The sequence below is a fragment of the Agrobacterium sp. 22-210-1 genome, assembly GCF_053522525.1.
The window spans coordinates 298,164-317,109 of sequence record NZ_JBNWCI010000002.1; the positions used below are offsets into that span (position 1 = coordinate 298,164).

Genomic DNA, 18,946 nt, shown 5'->3' on the forward strand with positions numbered 1-18,946 from the left:
AAGCGACAGTTTCCGACCCATTCCGAGGGGAGCACCTGACGGTGCTGAGATGGCGATGAGCCGGACCCTTGAACCTGATCCGGGTCATGCCGGCGTAGGAACGGAAACTGTTGCACCCTTCAGGCGCTGCCCTTTCTCTTCTCCGCTTGGCCATGATCTCCGTGATTGTCACATCTGGAGACCGAATGATGATGCTGAAACCTTCTGTCCTTCGCACATGGTGCGTTTGCGTCTGAGGTCCGGCTCATGCGTGCCACCCATGCATTGAACGGTATCGGCCTTCTGCTGCTTCTCTGGCAGGCAGGCACGTGGCTGTTTGCGCCGCCGCGCTATATCCTGCCGTCGCCAGCCGATGTCGCCGCCGCCTTCTGGCGCCAGCCCGGCTTCCTGTTCGGGCAGGCCATGGTGACATCAGGCGAAATGGCGTTCGGGCTTGCGGCAGGCATCGCCGCCGGCATCCTCGTTGCCTTTACAGTCGCCGCCATCCCGCGTCTTGGCCGTCTCGTCTGGCCCATGGTTCTCGTGCTGCAGGCGTTTCCGGTTTTCGTGCTCGCCCCCATCCTCGTGCTCTGGTTCGGTTTCGGCATGGCCTCGAAAGTGGTGATGACCGCGATCATCATCTTCTTTCCGGTCGCCTCCTCCTTCACCGATGGCCTGAACCGCACGGATCGCGCCATTCTCGATGCCGCCTCGCTGACGGAGGCGAGCCACTGGCAGATCCTCACGCGGCTGCGCGTGCCGCTGGCGTTGCCATCGCTCATTTCCGGGCTGAGGGTGGCCGCCCCGCTCGCCCCGCTTGGCGCCGTCATTGGCGAGTGGGTGGGCGCATCAGCCGGGCTCGGTTTCGTCATGATCCAGTCCAATGCCCGTATGCAGACCGACACGATGTTTGCCGCCATGGCCATTCTCGCCGTCATGGCGGTGCTGCTGCGGCTCATCGTCGACTGGGCGACCGCCAATCTGGCCCCCTGGGCCAAGGAAACAGAACATACCATTCCTCTCAGATATTTACGGAGACTTTCGGCACCATGAAACGAACGCTTCTTTCCCTCATCATCGCCGCAACAACCGCGCTTGCCCCCATGCAATCGCAGGCAGCCGACAAGCTTACCGTGTTGCTCGAATGGTTCGTAAACCCTGATCATGCGCCGATGGTGATCGCGAAAGAGCGCGGCCTGTTTACCGAGGCTGGGCTGGAAGTCGAGCTGGTGCCGCCGGCCGATCCTTCCGCCGTGCCTCGTCTCGTCTCGGCGAAACAGGCCGATATCGGCGTGCATTACCAGCCGAACCTCTATCTCGATCACGATGCCGGCCTGCCGCTCGTGCGTTTCGGCACGCTGGTCGAAACCCCGCTCAACACCGTCACGGTTCTGGCCGACGGGCCGATCAAAAGCCTGAAAGACCTGAAGGGCAAGAAGGTCGGTTTTTCCGTTTCCGGTTTTGAAGATGCGATGCTGAAGCGCATGCTGGAAAAGGACGGGCTGACGAAGGATGACGTCGAACTCATCAACGTCAATTTCTCGCTCTCGCCATCGCTTATCGCCGGCAAAGTGGATGCGACGCTCGGTGGTTTCCGTAATTTCGAACTGACGCAGATGAAGCTCGAAGGCCATGAAGGCCGCTCGTTCTTCCCGGAGGAGCATGGCGTGCCGGCCTATGACGAGCTGATCTTCGTCACCCATCGCGATCTCGCAAAAGACAGCCGCCTGCCGCGTTTCCTCTCTGCCGTGGAGCAGGCCGCGATCTTCATCACCAACCACCCGCAGGAATCCTGGCAGCTTTTCATCAGGGCCTATCCGAACCTTGACGATGCGCTGAACAAGCAGGCTTTCTTCGACACGTTGCCGCGTTTCGCCAAGCGCCCCGCCGCACTCGACCGCAGCCGTTATGTCCGTTTCGGTGAGTTCATGCGGGATATGCAACTGATCAAACAGGCACCGAAGGCAGACGATATCGCCGTGGAGCTGCAACAGCCATGACTGGCACTTTTCCGACAGCGGCAAAAGCCGCCGACATTCTGGAGCGGGTGCGCAAGACGCGCCCGCGCGTGCATTGCCTGATGAACACCGTGGTGCAAAAATTCACCGCCGACGGCATCACCGTCGTCGGTGGCATTCCCTCGATGACCACTTCTCTGGAAGAAATAGAGAGCTTCGTCACCAAGGCCGATGCACTGACCGTCAATCTCGGCACGCTGGATGCCGAGCGGCGCAAGGTCATCCGGCTGGCAATCGAGATCGCCAATGCATCCGGCAAGCCGTGGATCGTCGACCCGGTACATTGCGACTACTCGCCGTCCCGTCTGGAATTTGCCCGCGAACTCATCGCCCTTTCCCCCACCATCGTGCGCGGTAACCGCGCCGAGATGAGCCTGATCGGCAATGTGCCTGACGCGGTGCGGATCGAAACCGGACCGGTCGATCATCTCCGCGACACGACCCGTCGCGTCAGGATCGTCAACGGTCATCCATGGATGGCGAAGGTGACCGGCACAGGTTGCCTCTCGGGCGGCATCATCGCCGCTTTCATGGCCGTGGAGAAGGATGCGCTGACGGCTGCGGCCGCAGCCCTTGCTGTCACAGGCGTTTCCGCCGAATTGGCTGCAAAACAGGCCAGAGGCCCCGGCACCTTCGAACCGGCATTTCTGGATGCGCTTTCCGAAATCTCGGGGGAAGACATCATCAATCACGCGAGGATAGAGCATGAACAAGGTTGATTACCGCCTCAACGCATTGGTCGATGCCAGCCTTGCCAATGTCGCGCCCTTGGCCGAGCTTGCGTTGGCCGCCGCACTCAACGGCGCGACCATTCTGCAATATCGCGACAAGCACGGCTCGACGCGCGAAATGATCGACAACGCCCGCGCCATTCATGAAGCCATCGCCGGCACCGGCGTCCCGCTTGTTATCAATGACCGCATCGATGTGGCACTCGCCTCCGGCGCGGATGGCGTGCATCTCGGCGCAGATGACATGGATGCAAAGACCGCAAGGCGTATTCTCGGCGAAAAGGCGATCATCGGCCTCACCGTCAAGAACCGCGCCGATGCCGAACGGGCGGCCTCCATGCCCGCCGATTACGCCTGCATCGGCGGCGTTTTCGAGACGGTCTCCAAGGTGAACCCCGACAAGCCGGTCGGTATCGATGGTTTTGCGACGCTTCGCGCCCTTTTGAAGGAATGGCGGCCTGATATGCCTGTTGGCGCCATCGCCGGTATCGACCTTGCCCGCGTGCCATCTGTCATCGAGGCCGGCGCGGACGGTGTCGCAGTCATTTCCGCCATCTTCCGGGCAGGTGATATTGCCAGCGCAACCAGGGGCTTCCGCTCTGCAATTGACGCGGCGCTGAAAGCGAGACAACCATGACATCAATTGCATTGACCATTGCCGGCTCCGACAGCGGTGGCGGCGCAGGCATTCAGGCCGACATCAAGACCTTTTCCGCGCTTGGCGCCTATGCTGCCAGCGTCATCACCGCCATCACCGCCCAGAACACGAAGGGCGTGACGACGGTGGAGGATATTTCGGTCGCCACCATCGTTGCGCAGATGGATGCGGTTTTTTCCGATCTTGCCGTCAATGCGGTGAAGATCGGCATGGTATCGCGGATAGAGACAATCGCCGCCATCGCGGAGCGGCTTCGGCGGCAATCGCAACCGGTGGTGCTTGACCCTGTCATGGTGGCGACATCAGGCGACCGGCTGCTGCATGAGGACGCCATCGAGACATTGCGGCGTGAGCTTTTGCCACTGGCCGCCATCGTCACGCCAAACCTGCCCGAAGCGGCGCTGCTGACCGGCACGCCGATTGCGGAGGCACAGACGGACATCAACCGCCAGGCCGAGACGATCCTCAAGGCCGGTGCAAAAGCCGTGCTCATCAAGGGTGGGCATGGCGATGGGCCTGAGAGCACGGATTATCTGTTTGCTGATGGCACCATGTTGGCGCTTGCCGCACCGCGGGTGGATACGAAGAACGACCACGGCACCGGCTGCACATTGGCGGCGGCGATTACGGCTCATCTTGCCAAGGGTTGTGAGCTGCGAGAGGCGGTAGGGCTGGCGAAGGAGTATCTGAACGGGGCGCTTGAGGCTGGGCGGGGACTTGCCGTTGGGAATGGGCGGGGGCCGGTGCATCATTTTTATCGGTGGTGGTGATGGATAGCGCAGAGGGTGCGGCCACCCCCCTCTGTCCTGCCGGACATCTCCCCCTCAAGGGGGGAGATCGACAAGCGGCTTGCTCACCACATTCCGTAAGCCACGGGATCATTAGTGAGACGGTCGCATGGGACCGAGCGACTGCCGCACCCAATCTCCCCCCTTGAGGGGGAGATGTCCGGCAGGACAGAGGGGGGTAAGCCCCACACTCGACGCTATTTCGCCTTCGGCGTCGCCAACACATTCCGGATCGCAAAACTCGAATGAATCCGCGAAACCCCCGGCAATTTCGACAAAATCTCCTTATGAATTCGCTCGAAATCCCCCGCACTTTCCGCCTCGCAGCGCAGGAAATAATCCGAGCCGCCCGTCATCAGGTAACATTCGCGGATTTCCGGATACCGCCGCACCGCATTTTCGAAACGGTTGAGAAAATCCTCCGTCTGGCGGTCGAGCGTGATCTGCACGATGACCGAGATGACCTCACCACCCGCAAGGCCGCTGGTCAGCGCCGTATATCCGCGAATAATGCCTTCCCGTTCGAGGATATCGACCCGGCGCAGGCAGGCCGAGGCCGAAAGCCCGACTTCCGCTGCCAGTTTTGCATTGCTGATGCGGGCGTTGAGCCGAAGCAGGCGAATGATGTGACGGTCGGTCGCATCAAGTGACGACATAGAAAATTCCAATCAGACAAAGAAAATTGCGCGATTTTGAATTCTATCGCATTTTCTTCGAACAATCGCCAAGAAATTCGATAATCGTTGCAATACTCTCATGGGATAAAAATGAGGGTGAACGACCATGGACATGCAGATCAGCCGCCAGCAGGCAGCCGGTGGTGCAAGCGGCCATCTGACTATCGATCTTGGTGCATTGCGCGACAATTACCTGACGCTTGCGGCGATGGCCCCGGCCTCGCAGACGGCAGCGGTCGTCAAGGCAGACGCTTATGGCCTCGGCGCAGATATCGTCTCGCAAACCCTGTTCGAGGCGGGATGTCGCAATTTCTTCGTTGCCCATATCGATGAAGCGCTGGCGCTCCGGCTTCGTCTGTCGGCGCAGGCGCGGATTTTCGTGCTCAACGGTCTTCAGCCCGGCAATGAGACCTCCTGCGCCGCCATGGCCGTCACCCCGGTTCTGAACTCGCTGGAGCAGATTGCACAATGGTCGGCCCATGCGCGCCATCTCGGCAAGACGCTGCCGGCAGCGGTGCAGATCGATACCGGCATGTGCCGTCTCGGTCTCTCCCCCGCAGAGCTGGAAGTCCTCGCCTCCCAGCCGCAATTGCTCGAAGGTCTCGATATCGCCTTCGTGATGAGCCACCTCGCCTGCGCCGACGAGCCGGAACACCTCTCCAATGCCGCGCAGCTTGCGGTGATGCGAAAGGCCGCCACCGCTTTCCCCGATGCGCCCCTGTGCTTTTCCAATTCCGGCGGCATCTTTCTGGGCAATGATTACCACAATCATCTGCTGCGCCCCGGCATCGCGCTTTATGGCGGCGCGCCGTCCGTTGCCCGCCCCAACCCGATGAAACCGGTCGTGCGTCTCGATCTCGCCGTTATCCAGACCCGCACCGTGCCCGCCGGTTCATTGGTCGGTTATGGCGGTTCTTTCGAAGCCCCAGGCCCTACACGTCTTGCGACAATCGCCGCCGGTTATGCCGATGGTCTGCCCCGCTCACTCAGCAATCGTGGGGCGGCGTGGTATAATGGCATTCGCCTGCCGATTGCCGGGCGCGTTTCGATGGACAGCATCATTCTCGACATATCGGCCCTGCCCGAGGGAACATTAACCCAGGGCAGCCTCGTTCAGATGATCGGGCCTGACCAGACTTTGGAAGACATTGCAAACGACGCGGGCACGATTGCCTATGAAATCCTGACCGGCCTCGGACGCCGTTACCGCCGCAGCTATATCCAACCGGGAGAAACCCCGGCGACCGCTTCAACATCAGTCAATCACAAGTGAGACGATCATGAACGTCACTATCCTCGGAGCCGGCGTCGTCGGCGTGACCTCCGCCTGGTATCTGGCCAAAGCCGGACACAAGGTGACGGTGATCGACCGCCAGCCGGCCGCAGCGCTCGAAACCAGCTTCGCCAATGCCGGTGAGGTTTCTCCCGGCTACTCCTCGCCATGGGCAGCGCCCGGCATTCCAGTGAAGGCGATGAAATGGCTGTTCATGAAACATGCGCCGCTGATCATTCGCCCGACGGCCGATCCGGCGGCCTGGCGCTGGATGAGCCAGATGCTGCGCAACTGCACCTCGGCACGTTATGCCATCAACAAAAGCCGCATGGTGCGCATCGCCGAATATAGCCGCGATTGCCTGATGGCGCTGCGCGACGAAACCGGCATTCAATATGACCAGCGCATGCAGGGCACGCTGGAGGTCTTTCGTACCCAGAAGCAGTTCGACGCCATCGGCAAGGATGTCGACGTGCTGACGGCCGGCGGTGTGCCCTTCGAGATTCTCGACCGCGACGGCTGCGCTGCCATTGAACCCGGTCTGGCGCCCGCCAAGGAGAAGATTGTCGGGGGCCTGCGCCTGCCCGGCGACGAGACCGGTGACTGCTTCATGTTTACCACCGAGCTTGCCCGCATGGCGGAAGAGGCCGGCGTCACCTTCATTTACGATACCGGCATCATGCGTCCCATCGTTGAAGCCGGCCGCATCAAGGCCGTGGAAACCACCAAAGGGCTGGTGGAAGCTGATGTTTTCGTCGCTGCACTGGGCAGCTATTCTCCGCAATTCGTACGCCAGCTCGGCCTTAACCTGCCGGTCTACCCGGTCAAGGGTTATTCCATCACCGTTCCGGTGGTGAAGGAGGAGCGCGCGCCCGTCTCCACCGTGATGGACGAGGCCTACAAGGTGGCAATCACCCGGCTGGGTTCGCGTATCCGCGTCGGCGGCATGGCGGAGATCGCCGGTTTCAGCAAGGATTTGCCGGCCGCACGGCAGGGAACGCTGACCCATTCGGTGGAAGACCTGTTCGGTGGCGCGGGAGATCAGACCCAGGCGAAATTCTGGTGCGGCCTGCGCCCGATGACGCCTGACGGCACGCCTGTCATCGGCGCCACCCGCTACAGCAATCTTTACCTCAACACCGGCCATGGCACGCTTGGCTGGACCATGTCCTGTGGTTCCGCCCGCGTGCTGGCCGATCTCATCAGCGGGACCAAGCCGCAGATCGACACGCACGATCTGGCGATCAGCCGTTACGCCGCATGATCAACGCTTGCCGCGCCGCCACCCGGCGGCGCGGCTTTCGAAAATCGGGACGCGCTCGAATTTCGGCCGTTAACCCGCCACAATTCATTCAGCACCCGTTCAGCAGCGGCGCTATATTTCTTTAACCATCGAATTTGCAACTGGCAGCGCCCCTGCCGTTCTGGATGGAAAAAGACCATGTCGTCCTTTGCAGCTAAAACCGTTCTGGCCGTCGCCGTTGCCGCCGCGACCATCGTTCCTTTCAACACCGCGTCTGCCGACGACTGGGGCCGCCGTGACCGCCGCGACGCCGCCATTCTGGGTGGCGTACTCGGCCTTGCCGCCGGTGTCGCCGTCGGCTCCGCCCTTTCCCGACCGGCACCGGTGGATGATGAGCGCGTCTATATCGACCCGCCGCGCCGTTATGAGCCGAGCTATGTCTATGATGAGCCGGATTACCAGGAATACCGCCCGGCTCCTGTCTACCGCCCCGCGCCCGTCTATCGTCCGGCACCGGTCTATCGCCCGCAGCCGGTTTATGACAGCCGCCCGGTCTATGGCCAGCGCGCCACCTATCGCACCATCGAGCCGTGGACCAACGCCTGGTACGACTATTGCTCGCAGCGCTACCGGAGCTTCAACACACGCACCGGCACCTACACGGATTATGACGGCCAGCGTCATTTCTGCGTCGCGGGCTGAGTGGAAATAAACGCAGCCTCCGGCTTGTTTGCGAGTATAACCTCAAACTCTCCGTCATCCTCGGCCTTGTGCCGAGGATCCATCCACGTATCGTAACTTGATAGGTAGCAGATGCTCGGGACAGGCCCGAGCATGACGGAGGAGAGGTTTTCGGACCTCGCCATAGGCGTTGATGCCTAACGGCCTTTTTTATGCCGCTCCGCTCTTCACATACTCCGCCCGGTTGATACCGTGGCGTTGCAGCTTGTCGTAAAAGGTTTTGCGGGCAATGCCGAGCGTCGCGATTGTCTCCGCCACATCCCCATTCGACTGCACCAGCGTTTCGCGAATGATCCGCGCCTCGATCGCATCCATACGCTCGGGCAAGGTGCCGGACGCGGGAATGGCAGTCTGCGCAACAGGTGCGGCGGCCGCTTCCGTTTCCAGCCCCAGAACCACTCTTTCGGCGAAATGCCCGAGTTCGCGTACATTGCCCGGCCAGTCATGCTCCTGAAGCCGGCGGGAAATGCCGGCGCTGATCTGCGGCACGGCCATGTTGAAACGGTTGGCGGCCTTGGTGACGAAGTGGGAAAACAGCAGCGGAATATCCGCCTTGCGCTCCCGCAACGGCGGGATCGACAGCGTCACCACATTCAGCCGATAATAAAGATCCTCGCGAAAAGTACCGCGCTCAGTCGGATCACCGAGATCGACCTTGGCCGCCGCCACTACGCGGATATCGACCGGCCGTTCCTCGTTTGAACCCAGTGGCGAGACCTCGCGCATTTCCAGCACGCGCAGCATCTTCACCTGCACGGCAAGCGGCATGCTTTCGATCTCGTCCAGAAACAGCGTGCCGCCGCTCGAATGTTCGATGCGGCCGACGCGCTTCTTCTGGGCGCCGGTAAAAGCGCCCGGCTCATGGCCGAAAAGCTCGCTTTCGATCACCGTTTCCGGTAATGCGCCGCAATTAAGAGCCACGAAATTACCCCTGGAGCGCTTTTTACTCCAGCGGTGAAGCGCCGTTGCCACCACCTCCTTGCCGCTACCCGTCTCGCCTGCCACCAGCACGTCCACATCCGTATCGGCAATGTGCCGAAGCGTGGTGCGCAGGCGCTCCATGGCGGGTGTCTGGCCGATCAGCGGCAGATCGTCCTCCGCCTGTCCCGCAGCGCGGCGAAGCGCACGGTTTTCCAATACCAACCGGCGCTTTTCCAGCGCCCGGCGGGCACTTTCCACCATGCGTTCGGCCGGAAAGGGCTTGGCGATGAAATCATAGGCGCCATTGTGCAGCGCATCGACCGCCATCGGCACATCGCCATGGCCGGTAATGAGGATAACCGGCAGATCCGCATCGATCTTGCGGACATGGTCGAAAAATTCGAGTCCGGTCATGCCGGGCATACGCACATCGGTGATGACGACCCCGTCGAAATCCTCGTTCAATGCCGCAAGCGCCTGCTCGGCACGGGAAAAAGAGGTGACCGGCAATCCGTCGAGTTCCAGCGTCTGCACCATCGCCTTGCGCAGCTGGGAATCGTCGTCCACCAGGAATATGGTTCCATCCACCGTCATGTCATGCTCGCTTCAGATAAACGGAAAAAGACGTGCCCGCTTCGCTGCTCGTTACTTCGATACGTCCGCCATAGTCCGAGGCGATGTCGTTGGAGATGACGAGGCCGAGGCCGAGGCCGCTTTCCTTGGAGGTATTGAAGGGTGAAAAAAGCTGGGCGCGGATGTCTTGCGGAATACCCCCGCCATTGTCGCTGACGGAAAGTATCACCATGCCGCCCTCCTCCCGCACACGCACCTCAACGCGGGCTTCGCCAATCTCTTCCGTGGCTTCCAGCGCATTTTGCAGAAGGTTGATGAGGATTTGCTCCAGCCGGATGCGGCTGCCGAGCACTTTCAAATCCTGATCCGGCACGACGATATCCAGCGCGTCCATCTGCCCGGAAAAACGACTGCGCAACAGCATGACCGCACCTTCGATGACCAGTTTGAGGCTGACCGGCTCGGCGGCGGTGCGGCCCTTGCGGGCCAATATTTTCAGGTCGCCGGTAATCGTACCGATGCGCTCGGTCAGCGCGGCGATGTTTTCGAGATTTTCGGTGGCCTCCGACAGACGGTCGCGTTTCAGCAGGGTGCGGGCATTGTCGGCAAAGGCGCGGATGGTCGCCACGGGCTGGTTGATCTCATGCGCCACACCCGCCGCAACCTGCCCCAGAATGGAAAGGCGGTTAGCCTGCACCAACTCATGCTGCACATTGCGCAACTCGCCTGTTGTCTTTTCATGCAGGGCGATTTCAGCCTGCAGATGGTCGCGGGTCTTCGTCAGGTCGCGGGTCCGCTCCTGCACCTTCATTTCCAGCTCGGTGCGGGCACGCTGCTCCTCTTCCTTTTCCTTCAGCGCCTTGTGTCTGCGCCACAGCCACAGGGCCGAAAGACCCATCAGCGGCATCAGCGTCGCCAGCGCCACCACCCGGCCCTCGCGGATGGCGGCGTTCAACGCAGGGGCTACGGGTTGCAGGTAATGCAGGGTCCAGGAGGTGGTCGGCACCGGCATTTCCAGCTGCAGATAATCACCGCGCTCCCGCCCCGGTTCATCGACATGGATAAGCGGAACATCATCGCCCGATGAGCGGGCTGCGCGGAACGGCAGGATCGCCAGCGCCTCATTGCCGAATTGCAGGCTTTCGGAAATGACCTTTCGCCGCGCCTCGTCAATCGGTGCAACGGTCTTGAAGCGCCATTCCGGCACGCTCGTCATCAGCACGACACCGTTTCTGTCGACCACATAAACCGGCTTGCCGCCAATGTTCCAGTCCGATTCCAGACGGTTGAATTCCACCTTGGCGATGACAACGCCGAGCGGCCTTCCGTCCGCCGCATCGATACGGCGGGAGATATAAAGACCGGGCCGGCGGCTGACATTGCCGAGCGCATAATGTTCGGACATGCCGGTCTTCATCGCCGCCTGAAAATATTCGCGGAACGCGTAGTTGGAACCGACGAAGCTGTCCTCCTCCCGCCAGTTGCTGGAGGCGATGGTCAGACCGGTCGGCCCGGTCACATAGATGACCGACGACTGCGTGCCTTCAATCAGCCCCTCCAGCTTGCGGTTCAGCCGGTCGACGGCGACGGCGTCACCGCCATCCAGCGCGGTAGAAAGGTCGGGATCGCCTGACAGAACCAGTGGAATGGCCCGCGGCCGCTCCAGCGCGACATTCAGCAACGCAATCTTCAATTCGGCATCGGTTGACGCCTCGAAACCCGCCGTTCGCATTGCCTGGTGACGGGCGAATTCATCGGCCACCAGCAGGGCACCAAGACTGACGAGCAGCCACAGGCCAGCCAGCGCCAGCCATTGCGCGCGACGTTTCGCCTGAGAATGAGGTGCCTGATCCTGATAGGTCATGCGCTAATTGTGCGGTTTTACACACAGATCGCAAGAGAATTTGTCCGGAATTCCACACAAATGCCTGTGAGCCGGCAAAGCGTCAATAAAAAGTACTTTTTAAATCAGTCAGTTACATCAAATAAGCAAGTCTGGCATGCGTATTGCACATGACTCCGCAATCGGCGCGAAGCCGTCAACGACACGGCGATCCCGGGAGGCCAATAAAGGCAGGGTGAGGCCGAGGAGGAAAAAACATGATCGATAGCACAGCCGTGGCCGCAGGCCACGCCAAGCAGCCATTTTACAAGCACCTGTATTTCCAGGTTCTGGTCGCCATCATCGCCGGTATTGCGCTTGGCCATTTCTATCCGACCTTCGGTGAGCAGCTGAAGCCGCTCGGCGATGGCTTCATCCGCCTCGTCAAGATGATCATCGCTCCCGTCATCTTCCTCACCGTCGCAACCGGCATTGCCGGCATGAACGACATGAAGAAGGTTGGGCGCGTGGCCGGCAAGGCCATGATCTACTTCCTGGTGTTCTCCACCCTCGCGCTCGTTGTCGGCCTCATCGTCGCCAATACCGTGCAGCCGGGCGCCGGCATGAACATCGATCCTTCCACGCTGGATGCCAAGGCCGTCGCGACCTACGCAGACAAGGCCCATGAGCAGACCATCACCGGCTTCCTGATGAACATCATCCCGACCACCATCGTCGGCGCATTTGCCAGCGGTGACATTCTGCAGGTGCTGTTCTTCTCGGTTCTGTTCGGCATCGCGCTCGGCATCGTCGGCGAAAAGGGCAAGCCCGTCACCGATTTCATGCATGCCATGATGTATCCGATCTTCAAGCTGGTCGCGATCCTGATGAAGGCCGCCCCCATCGGCGCTTTCGGCGCCATGGCATTTACCATCGGCAAATACGGCATCTCGTCCGTCACCAACCTCGCAATGCTGATCGGCACCTTCTACATCACATCGGCCTTGTTCGTGTTCGTGGTTCTGGGCGCCGTCTGCCGCTATAACGGCTTCTCCATCGTCGCGCTCATCCGCTACATCAAGGAAGAACTGCTGCTGGTTCTCGGCACCTCGTCTTCGGAAGCCGCCCTGCCGGGCCTGATGAGCAAGATGGAAAAGGCCGGCTGCAAGCGCTCCGTCGTCGGTCTCGTCATCCCCACCGGTTACTCCTTCAACCTTGACGGCACCAACATCTACATGACGCTGGCGGCGCTCTTCATCGCGCAGGCAACCGGTATCCACCTGTCCTTCGGTGAACAGATCCTGCTGCTGCTCGTCGCCATGCTCTCCTCCAAGGGGGCCGCCGGCATCACCGGCGCGGGCTTCATCACGCTCGCCGCAACGCTCTCGGTCGTGCCTTCCGTTCCGGTCGCCGGCATGGCGCTGATCCTCGGCATCGACCGCTTCATGTCGGAATGCCGCGCGCTCACCAACTTCGTTGGCAACGCCGTCGCCACCATCGTCGTCGCTCGCTGGGAAGGCGAACTGGATCAAGACCAGCTTGCCCGCGTGCTCAGCGGTCAGGAAGAAATCTCCGGCATCGCGGACGTGGATATGGCACTGCCGGCATCGGTTCAGCCCGCCGAATAATACGACCTCCCAAGGTCCGGCCTGTCCCGGCCCCGTCCGGACAGGCTCCTACATGAAGGCCGGCGCATCGTGATCGATGCGCCGGCCTTCCATGTTCAGATACCGCAGTGAAAACAGTTCTTATCGCCGGGCAGATGCTGTAGAGCCAGACGGGACCGAATGGATGAACGGAGTCGGCATCACATGAAGAACCTGTTTCTGGCCTGGCAATTCTGGGCGCTGCTTTCGGCGGCCTTCGCTGCCCTCACCGCCATTTTTGCGAAGATCGGCATCGAAAACGTCAACTCCGATTTCGCCACCTTCATCCGCACCATCGTCATCCTCGCCGCCGCCGGCCTGATGGTTTACATCACCGGCAACTGGCAGCAGCCCTCCACCATTTCCGGGCGCACCTGGTTGTTCCTCGTGCTTTCGGGTTTGGCGACCGGCGCATCGTGGATATGTTATTTCCGGGCACTGAAAATCGGCGATGCCGCCCGCGTCGCCCCCATCGATAAGCTGAGCGTCGTGTTCGTCGCCGTCTTTGCTGTGCTGTTTCTGGGGGAAAGACTGTCGTTGCCCAATTGGCTCGGCGTGGTCCTGATCGCCTGTGGCGCGGTGCTCGTCGCCTACAGGGGATAGGCCAGCCGAGCAGGAACGCTCGGCCAGCACAATCGATAAAGTCGTCAGCCGCGGGCGGCCGCGACCTTGTCGAGTCCGCGTTTCACGCCAGCGAACAGTTCATCCAGCTGCTCCGCCGTGATGATCAGTGGGGGGCAGAAGCAGATGGATTCACCGATCGGCCGAGTGATGACACCCTCCTCTTCGATGGCGGCGGCAATGGCGAGCGTCGTATCCCCGGCCTTCAGGCCTTCCCATGGCTTCACCTCCAGCGCCCCAAGGAGACCGACACCACGCGAGGAATGAATGAGCGGGTGATCGGCAAGCGCCTTCAGATGATCGAGAAATTTGCCCTCCAGCCGGGCGACATTGCCGACCAGATCACGCTCCTGAATGATCTTCAGGTTTTCCAGCCCCACCGCAGTCGCGACCGGATGACCGGAGGCGGTGTAACCATGGCCGAAGGAGCCGATACGATCGGACTCATCGGCAATCGGCTGGTAAAAACTGTCATTCATGATGATTGCCGAAAGCGGCATGTAGGACGACGAAATCTGCTTGGAAACGACCAGCACGTCCGGCTTGATGCCATAGGTCTCGCAGGCAAACATCTTGCCGGTGCGGCCAAAACCGCAGATCACCTCGTCAACGACAAGCAGAATGTCGTATTTCTTCAGGATCGCCTGCACGCCTTCCCAGTATCCTTCCGGCGGCAGGAGAACCCCACCGGCGCCCATCACCGGCTCGCCCCAGAAGGCGGCGACGGTTTCGGGGCCTTCGCGAAGGATCAGGTCTTCCAGCTCCTTCAGGATACGCGCGGTGAAATCCGCCTCGCTTTCGCCATCCTTGCCGAAATGCACATAGGAGGGGCAAGCGGTATGCAGCATACGGTCCAGCGGCAGGTCGAAGCTTTCATGGTTGCGAGGCAGGCCGGTGATCGAAGCGGACGCGATGGTCACGCCATGATAACCCTTGATGCGGCCGATGATCTTTTTCTTGTCCTTTTTGCCCAGCGCGTTCGAGCGATACCACACCATCTTGGCGACCAGATCATTCGCCTCGGAACCGGACGACGTGAAGTGCACCTTCGACATCGGCACCGGCGAAAGCTCGATCAGCAATTCGGCGAGATCAACGGATGGGCCATGCGTCTTGTAGGAGAAGGTGTGGTAATAGGGCAGCTTCTGCATCTGCTTCGTTGCGGCATCCACCAGCCGCTGTTCACCAAAACCGAGCGCCACGGACCACAGCCCCGCCATCGCCTCGATGTAACGCTTGCCGCTACTGTCGGTGACATAGATGCCATCACCGCTTTCGATCACCAGACCGCCGGTCTTTTCGAATTTGCGCAGGTTGACGTTCGGGTGCATCTGATAGGCGATATCGCGTGCCTCGACGGAATTCGGCAGAATGGTCATCGATAAAGGCTCCGTTCGGTTGGATGGGTTTGAAGCGTCAGACGTGCTGGCCGCCATTGATGTGAATTTCCGCGCCGTTAATGTAGCTCGACTGGTCCGAGCAGAGGAAATAGATGGTCTGCGCCACCTCCGCCGTGGTGCCAAGCCGGCCGAGCGGCACCTGGGCTTCAACCAGCTCCGCCGTTCCGGGGGAGAGGATGGCGGTGTTGATCTCGCCCGGCGCAATGGCATTGGCGCGCACGCCGCGCGGGCCGAATTCATGCGCCAGTTCCCGTGTCAGCGCCGCAAGCGCTGCCTTCGAGGTGGCATAGGCCACACCGGCGAAAGGATGCACGCGCGAGCCGACAATCGAGGTGACATTAACGATGGAGCCTTTCGCAGCCTCCAGTTCCGGCAAAAGCGCGCGGGCGAGCAATGCCGTTGAAACGAGGTTGACGTTGAGTACCCGCGTCCAGATGTCAGCCGTGGTATCCGCAACACCAAGTCGGCTGCCGCCTTCGCCTTTCGGCGAAATCCCGGCATTATTGACGAGAGCCGCGAGCTTTCCCTCCGGCAGGCGCGAACGCACCTCGGCCGCCAGATCTTCAATGCCGGATAAATCCTCAAGATCGGCCTGGATATGGCTCTCCCGCGCCGATGGCCAGCGGCATTCCTCCGAGAATGGTTGCCGCGATACCGTGAGGATTCTCCAGCCCTTTTCCTGAAACAACTTGACGGTGGCGTGTCCTATTCCACGGCTGGCGCCGGTCAGAAGCATAAAAGGAACTGCCATATGAGAACTCCCGTGCCATGCGGACCGTTGAGCCGATCGAACATTCAGCCCGCATGTTAGAGAGTTACAACCGGTGGACAAGGGCTTTTTTGTCGCGGCGCACCAGCGGCAAACGCCCCACGGGTTAATCCCATTTGATGGGCGCCTTTCACCCGAAGGGAATATTTGAAGCCAGCCGTTTGCCCATAAAATGAAGCCTCCCGAATGTGTGATCTGTATTGGGAGGGGGCAAGAATGCGTATCGACATCATCGACACCGACGCCGGTTTCGAGGCGATCCGGCAAAACTGGGAAGCGGTGTTCATGGCCGATCCCCATGCGCGGCATTTCCTCTCCTGGGGCTGGCTCAGGGATTATATGCCGCGCCGCAAGCGCTGGTTCATTCTGGCTCTGCGCGAACGCCCGGAAGGCTCGCCCTATGTGGCGTTTTTCCCGCTGCGCATCGTCACCGAGCCGGATAAGAAAACCGGCCGCTTCCACGACAGCATCGTCATGGCTGGCAATGCGGCGGCGGATTACACCGGCTTCATCACCCTGCCGGATTATGAAAATCACGCCGTCGCCGGTTTCTGCTCCTACATTCGCCAACAGAACTGGACCGAACTCAAGCTCGATTACCTCTCCGGCCCGCCGGAACGGCACAGTGCGATGGTCCGTGCGCTTCAGGGGCCGCTTGTCATGTTCCGCGACAACATGCCGACCAACCCCTATAACATCAACAATTGCATCTGCCCGGTCGTCAGCCTGCCGGACACTTTCGACAGCTATCTCGACAGCCATATGAGCAGCCAGACCCGCCAGAAGCTCAGGCGCTTTCTGCGGAAAGTGGAGGGCGATGATGAATATCGCATCACTTTCGCAACGAAAGAAACGATCAAACGGGACATGGACATCCTGTTCGACTTCTGGCGCATCCGCTGGGCGCCGCATAAGGGCAAGGAACGCACGGAACTGCTGATCGGCGCAACACGGCAGATGCTGATGGATGTCTATATCCGTGGCGATCTGGAAGTGCCTGTCCTGTGGTTCGGCGACCAGCCGCTGGGCGCGCTTGCCAATATCATCGACCGGCAGAAGAAGTCGGTGCTGTTCTACATCACCGGCCGCGACGAAAACTGGAAGACGCCCTCGCCCGGCCTCGTGCTGCATGGGCACTGCATCCGCAGGGCCATCGAGCAGGGTTTCAAAACCTATGACTTCCTGCGCGGCAACGAGCCGTATAAATATTTCTTCGGGCCGGAAGAGCAAAAGCTCAGCTGCACGCTGTTCCGCACCCGCTCGGGCGACAATCTCGGCGGCACGCTGCATCCGCGCAGTATCCGTTTCGTCTATGAACAGGGCCTCAAATTTTACAAGTCCGGCAGTAAACCGGCCGCCAACATCGCCTTCACCCAGGTATTGGCGGCAGCGCCCGACCATTCCGGCGCGCAGTTTGGTCTCGCCAACCTGACTTTCGACCGGGGTGAGTTTCGGGAGGCGGAAATCGCCTTTCTGGCGCTTCTTGCCAGCGGTCAGGACCCGGTTCTGCTCTGGATGCGCATCGGTGAGGCGCGGCTGGCGCAACAACATTATCACGAGGCATCCGAGGCCTTCCGGCAGGTGACCAATCGCGCTCCGTTCCACCGCGAGGCGCTCTATAAATGCGCCGTCGCCCTCATCGCCGCCGAAAGAGCGATGGAAGGTGCTGAAATCCTCGACAGGCTGCAGCACTATCATTCGGACGACGCCGCGCATCTGGAATATGCCGAGAAAGCACGCGCGGCCCTTGCACGGCTGGAACTGGCCAAACCAAAGGCCGCTATGCCTGCCGATGTCATCACCCTTGCCGCCAAGCCCAAGACAACGGGCAAACGCTGGCACCCGCCAAAGGTTTTGCATTGAAGGCGATGATCTGTAAGTTGCGGCTGGGAAAGCCGACCGCAACTTACAGGGATTTTTATGTTTCTGACCAATAAGGACATGCTCGATCTCGTCGAGCTTCGCCATGATCTGCATCGCCATCCGGAAATCTCCGGCGAAGAAAAGGAAACGGCGGGGCGCATCCGCGCTTTCCTCGAACAGGCAAAACCCGACCGGCTATATGCCGATCTGGGTGGCCATGGCGTTGCAGCCGTCTATGACAGCGGCAAAAGCGGCCCGGCGATCCTGATCCGGTCCGAACTCGATGCGCTGCCCATTCACGAAAAAAGCGAGGCCGACCACCGCTCCGGCACCGACGGCAAGGGCCATCTTTGCGGCCATGACGGACATTCGACCATTTTGACGGCGCTGGCGCTTGGCCTTTCCCGCAACCGACCGCAAACCGGCAGCGTCATTCTCCTTTACCAGCCGGCGGAAGAAACCGGCGCGGGGGCGGCGGCCGTCATCGCCGATCCGCGCTTTGGCGAGATAAAGCCGGATTATTCTTTCTCGCTGCACAATCTCCCCGGCCTGCCATTCGGCCATGTCAGCGTCGTGGAAGGGCCGGTCAACTGCGCCTCACGCGGCATCAAGATCCGTCTTTCCGGCAAGACCGCGCATGCCTCCTCCCCGGAGCACGGCGTCTCGCCGATGCGGGCAATATCAGAACTGATGCCGGCTTTGACCGATCTCGGTTTCGGTTTTCCACCACAGCCCGATTTTTCGATGGTGACGATCACTCATGCCGCCATGGGAGAAGCCGCCTTCGGCATTTCCCCGGCTGATGCGGAAATCTGGGCGACGCTCAGGACGCTGACCGACGACCGAATGGAAAAGCTTTGCGCGGACGCGGAATTGCTGGCGAAGAAGATCGCGGATGATCAGAAGCTGACCCTCGACATCAGCTATGACGATATTTTCCTGCATTGCGAGAATGCACCGGAAGCCGTCGCCTATATCCTGCAGGCGCTGCTGGAAGAGAAAGTTTCAAGCAGCTCGGAAGGTCTGCCCATGCGGGCTTCGGAGGATTTCGGCCGCTTCCGCGCCGTCTCGTCATCGGCAATGTTCTTTTTGGGTGCTGGCAGGGACTACCCCAATCTGCACAATCCCGACTATGACTTTCCGGATGGGCTGATCGATATCGGCGCACGCATCTTCATGCGCATCATCCGCAATCTCACCGACGCGGAATAAGCAGCGGCCAC

Annotated in this window: 17 protein-coding genes and 1 riboswitch; of the genes, 12 read left to right on the forward strand and 5 right to left on the reverse strand. The window is 60.6% G+C overall.

The features are described 5' to 3' along the window. Positions 1-15 precede the first annotated feature (15 nt). A riboswitch (TPP riboswitch) is annotated at positions 16-118 on the forward strand. Between the two features lie 128 nt (positions 119-246). The 5 genes from ACQZ5F_RS14355 to thiD are packed head-to-tail and all read left to right on the forward strand — an operon-like array spanning position 247 to position 4,156. Continuing rightward, positions 247-1,032, forward strand: coding sequence for an ABC transporter permease (locus tag ACQZ5F_RS14355; protein WP_225338551.1), 786 nt, complete (start codon positions 247-249; stop codon positions 1,030-1,032). Then, positions 1,029-1,979, forward strand: a complete 951-nt coding sequence (locus tag ACQZ5F_RS14360) for an ABC transporter substrate-binding protein (protein WP_225338552.1) — start codon at positions 1,029-1,031, stop codon at positions 1,977-1,979. Before ACQZ5F_RS14355 ends, ACQZ5F_RS14360 begins: the two co-directional genes overlap by 4 nt. Beyond that, positions 1,976-2,716 carry a hydroxyethylthiazole kinase gene (locus ACQZ5F_RS14365; RefSeq protein WP_225338553.1) on the forward strand — a complete coding sequence of 247 codons (741 nt, stop codon included), beginning with the start codon at positions 1,976-1,978 and terminating at the stop codon, positions 2,714-2,716. Before ACQZ5F_RS14360 ends, ACQZ5F_RS14365 begins: the two co-directional genes overlap by 4 nt. Then, positions 2,703-3,365, forward strand: a complete 663-nt coding sequence (gene thiE, locus ACQZ5F_RS14370; protein ID WP_225338554.1) for a thiamine phosphate synthase — start codon at positions 2,703-2,705, stop codon at positions 3,363-3,365. The genes ACQZ5F_RS14365 and thiE overlap by 14 nt, the downstream gene beginning before the upstream one ends. Then, positions 3,362-4,156, forward strand: a complete 795-nt coding sequence (thiD, locus tag ACQZ5F_RS14375; protein WP_225338555.1) for a bifunctional hydroxymethylpyrimidine kinase/phosphomethylpyrimidine kinase — start codon at positions 3,362-3,364, stop codon at positions 4,154-4,156. Before thiE ends, thiD begins: the two co-directional genes overlap by 4 nt. Positions 4,157-4,371: 215 nt before the next feature. Here thiD and ACQZ5F_RS14380 read toward each other — a convergent pair whose 3' ends face one another. After that, on the reverse strand, positions 4,372-4,830 hold the full coding sequence (locus ACQZ5F_RS14380; RefSeq protein ID WP_046800773.1) for an Lrp/AsnC family transcriptional regulator: 459 nt from the start codon (positions 4,828-4,830) through the stop codon (positions 4,372-4,374). 127 nt (positions 4,831-4,957) lie between these two features. Between ACQZ5F_RS14380 and alr the strand changes: the two genes are divergently transcribed. The 3 genes from alr (at position 4,958) to ACQZ5F_RS14395 (ending at position 8,069) form a co-directional block, all read left to right on the forward strand. Continuing rightward, positions 4,958-6,124 carry an alanine racemase gene (gene alr / locus ACQZ5F_RS14385; RefSeq protein ID WP_225338556.1) on the forward strand — a complete coding sequence of 389 codons (1,167 nt, stop codon included), beginning with the start codon at positions 4,958-4,960 and terminating at the stop codon, positions 6,122-6,124. Between the two features lie 7 nt (positions 6,125-6,131). Beyond that, positions 6,132-7,388: a D-amino acid dehydrogenase gene (locus tag ACQZ5F_RS14390; RefSeq protein ID WP_137086425.1), complete on the forward strand. Its 1,257-nt coding sequence runs from the start codon at positions 6,132-6,134 to the stop codon at positions 7,386-7,388. Positions 7,389-7,565: 177 nt separating this feature from the next. Next, positions 7,566-8,069, forward strand: coding sequence for a BA14K family protein (locus tag ACQZ5F_RS14395; RefSeq protein ID WP_052819027.1), 504 nt, complete (start codon positions 7,566-7,568; stop codon positions 8,067-8,069). A 189-nt stretch (positions 8,070-8,258) separates the two neighbouring features. Here ACQZ5F_RS14395 and ACQZ5F_RS14400 read toward each other — a convergent pair whose 3' ends face one another. Next, the gene (locus tag ACQZ5F_RS14400; RefSeq protein ID WP_225338557.1) at positions 8,259-9,623 is read right to left on the reverse strand and encodes a sigma-54-dependent transcriptional regulator; all 1,365 of its coding nucleotides are present in this window, start codon (positions 9,621-9,623) and stop codon (positions 8,259-8,261) included. Position 9,624: 1 nt separating this feature from the next. Then, complete coding sequence (locus tag ACQZ5F_RS14405; RefSeq protein WP_225338558.1) at positions 9,625-11,466, reverse strand: ATP-binding protein; 1,842 nt, start codon at positions 11,464-11,466, stop codon at positions 9,625-9,627. A 236-nt stretch (positions 11,467-11,702) separates the two neighbouring features. Here ACQZ5F_RS14405 and ACQZ5F_RS14410 point away from each other — a divergent pair, with 236 nt between their 5' ends. Continuing rightward, positions 11,703-13,052, forward strand: a complete 1,350-nt coding sequence (locus ACQZ5F_RS14410) for a dicarboxylate/amino acid:cation symporter (protein WP_309581034.1) — start codon at positions 11,703-11,705, stop codon at positions 13,050-13,052. A gap of 183 nt (positions 13,053-13,235) precedes the next feature. Continuing rightward, positions 13,236-13,673, forward strand: coding sequence for an EamA family transporter (locus ACQZ5F_RS14415; RefSeq protein ID WP_046800765.1), 438 nt, complete (start codon positions 13,236-13,238; stop codon positions 13,671-13,673). Positions 13,674-13,717: 44 nt separating this feature from the next. Here the strand turns inward: ACQZ5F_RS14415 and ACQZ5F_RS14420 are convergent, their stop codons facing one another. Together ACQZ5F_RS14420 and ACQZ5F_RS14425 are read right to left on the reverse strand one after the other, a co-directional pair. After that, positions 13,718-15,070 carry an aspartate aminotransferase family protein gene (locus ACQZ5F_RS14420; RefSeq protein ID WP_448730631.1) on the reverse strand — a complete coding sequence of 451 codons (1,353 nt, stop codon included), beginning with the start codon at positions 15,068-15,070 and terminating at the stop codon, positions 13,718-13,720. A 37-nt stretch (positions 15,071-15,107) separates the two neighbouring features. After that, positions 15,108-15,842, reverse strand: coding sequence for an SDR family NAD(P)-dependent oxidoreductase (locus ACQZ5F_RS14425; RefSeq protein ID WP_046800763.1), 735 nt, complete (start codon positions 15,840-15,842; stop codon positions 15,108-15,110). A 234-nt stretch (positions 15,843-16,076) separates the two neighbouring features. Here ACQZ5F_RS14425 and ACQZ5F_RS14430 point away from each other — a divergent pair, with 234 nt between their 5' ends. Both ACQZ5F_RS14430 and ACQZ5F_RS14435 read left to right on the forward strand, forming a co-directional pair. Further along, on the forward strand, positions 16,077-17,723 hold the full coding sequence (locus ACQZ5F_RS14430) for a GNAT family N-acetyltransferase (RefSeq protein WP_448730630.1): 1,647 nt from the start codon (positions 16,077-16,079) through the stop codon (positions 17,721-17,723). 57 nt (positions 17,724-17,780) lie between these two features. Beyond that, positions 17,781-18,935, forward strand: coding sequence for an amidohydrolase (locus ACQZ5F_RS14435; protein ID WP_448730629.1), 1,155 nt, complete (start codon positions 17,781-17,783; stop codon positions 18,933-18,935). Positions 18,936-18,946 lie beyond the last annotated feature (11 nt).

Coding starts and splice junctions, on each gene's coding strand:
- ACQZ5F_RS14355 (WP_225338551.1), top strand. CDS start 247: ATGCGTGCCACCCATGCATTGAACGGTATCGGCCTTCTGCTGCTTCTC.
- ACQZ5F_RS14360 (WP_225338552.1), top strand. CDS start 1,029: ATGAAACGAACGCTTCTTTCCCTCATCATCGCCGCAACAACCGCGCTT.
- ACQZ5F_RS14365 (WP_225338553.1), top strand. CDS start 1,976: ATGACTGGCACTTTTCCGACAGCGGCAAAAGCCGCCGACATTCTGGAG.
- thiE (WP_225338554.1), top strand. CDS start 2,703: ATGAACAAGGTTGATTACCGCCTCAACGCATTGGTCGATGCCAGCCTT.
- thiD (WP_225338555.1), top strand. CDS start 3,362: ATGACATCAATTGCATTGACCATTGCCGGCTCCGACAGCGGTGGCGGC.
- ACQZ5F_RS14380 (WP_046800773.1), bottom strand. CDS start 4,830: ATGTCGTCACTTGATGCGACCGACCGTCACATCATTCGCCTGCTTCGG.
- alr (WP_225338556.1), top strand. CDS start 4,958: ATGGACATGCAGATCAGCCGCCAGCAGGCAGCCGGTGGTGCAAGCGGC.
- ACQZ5F_RS14390 (WP_137086425.1), top strand. CDS start 6,132: ATGAACGTCACTATCCTCGGAGCCGGCGTCGTCGGCGTGACCTCCGCC.
- ACQZ5F_RS14395 (WP_052819027.1), top strand. CDS start 7,566: ATGTCGTCCTTTGCAGCTAAAACCGTTCTGGCCGTCGCCGTTGCCGCC.
- ACQZ5F_RS14400 (WP_225338557.1), bottom strand. CDS start 9,623: ATGACGGTGGATGGAACCATATTCCTGGTGGACGACGATTCCCAGCTG.
- ACQZ5F_RS14405 (WP_225338558.1), bottom strand. CDS start 11,466: ATGACCTATCAGGATCAGGCACCTCATTCTCAGGCGAAACGTCGCGCG.
- ACQZ5F_RS14410 (WP_309581034.1), top strand. CDS start 11,703: ATGATCGATAGCACAGCCGTGGCCGCAGGCCACGCCAAGCAGCCATTT.
- ACQZ5F_RS14415 (WP_046800765.1), top strand. CDS start 13,236: ATGAAGAACCTGTTTCTGGCCTGGCAATTCTGGGCGCTGCTTTCGGCG.
- ACQZ5F_RS14420 (WP_448730631.1), bottom strand. CDS start 15,070: ATGACCATTCTGCCGAATTCCGTCGAGGCACGCGATATCGCCTATCAG.
- ACQZ5F_RS14425 (WP_046800763.1), bottom strand. CDS start 15,842: ATGGCAGTTCCTTTTATGCTTCTGACCGGCGCCAGCCGTGGAATAGGA.
- ACQZ5F_RS14430 (WP_448730630.1), top strand. CDS start 16,077: ATGCGTATCGACATCATCGACACCGACGCCGGTTTCGAGGCGATCCGG.
- ACQZ5F_RS14435 (WP_448730629.1), top strand. CDS start 17,781: ATGTTTCTGACCAATAAGGACATGCTCGATCTCGTCGAGCTTCGCCAT.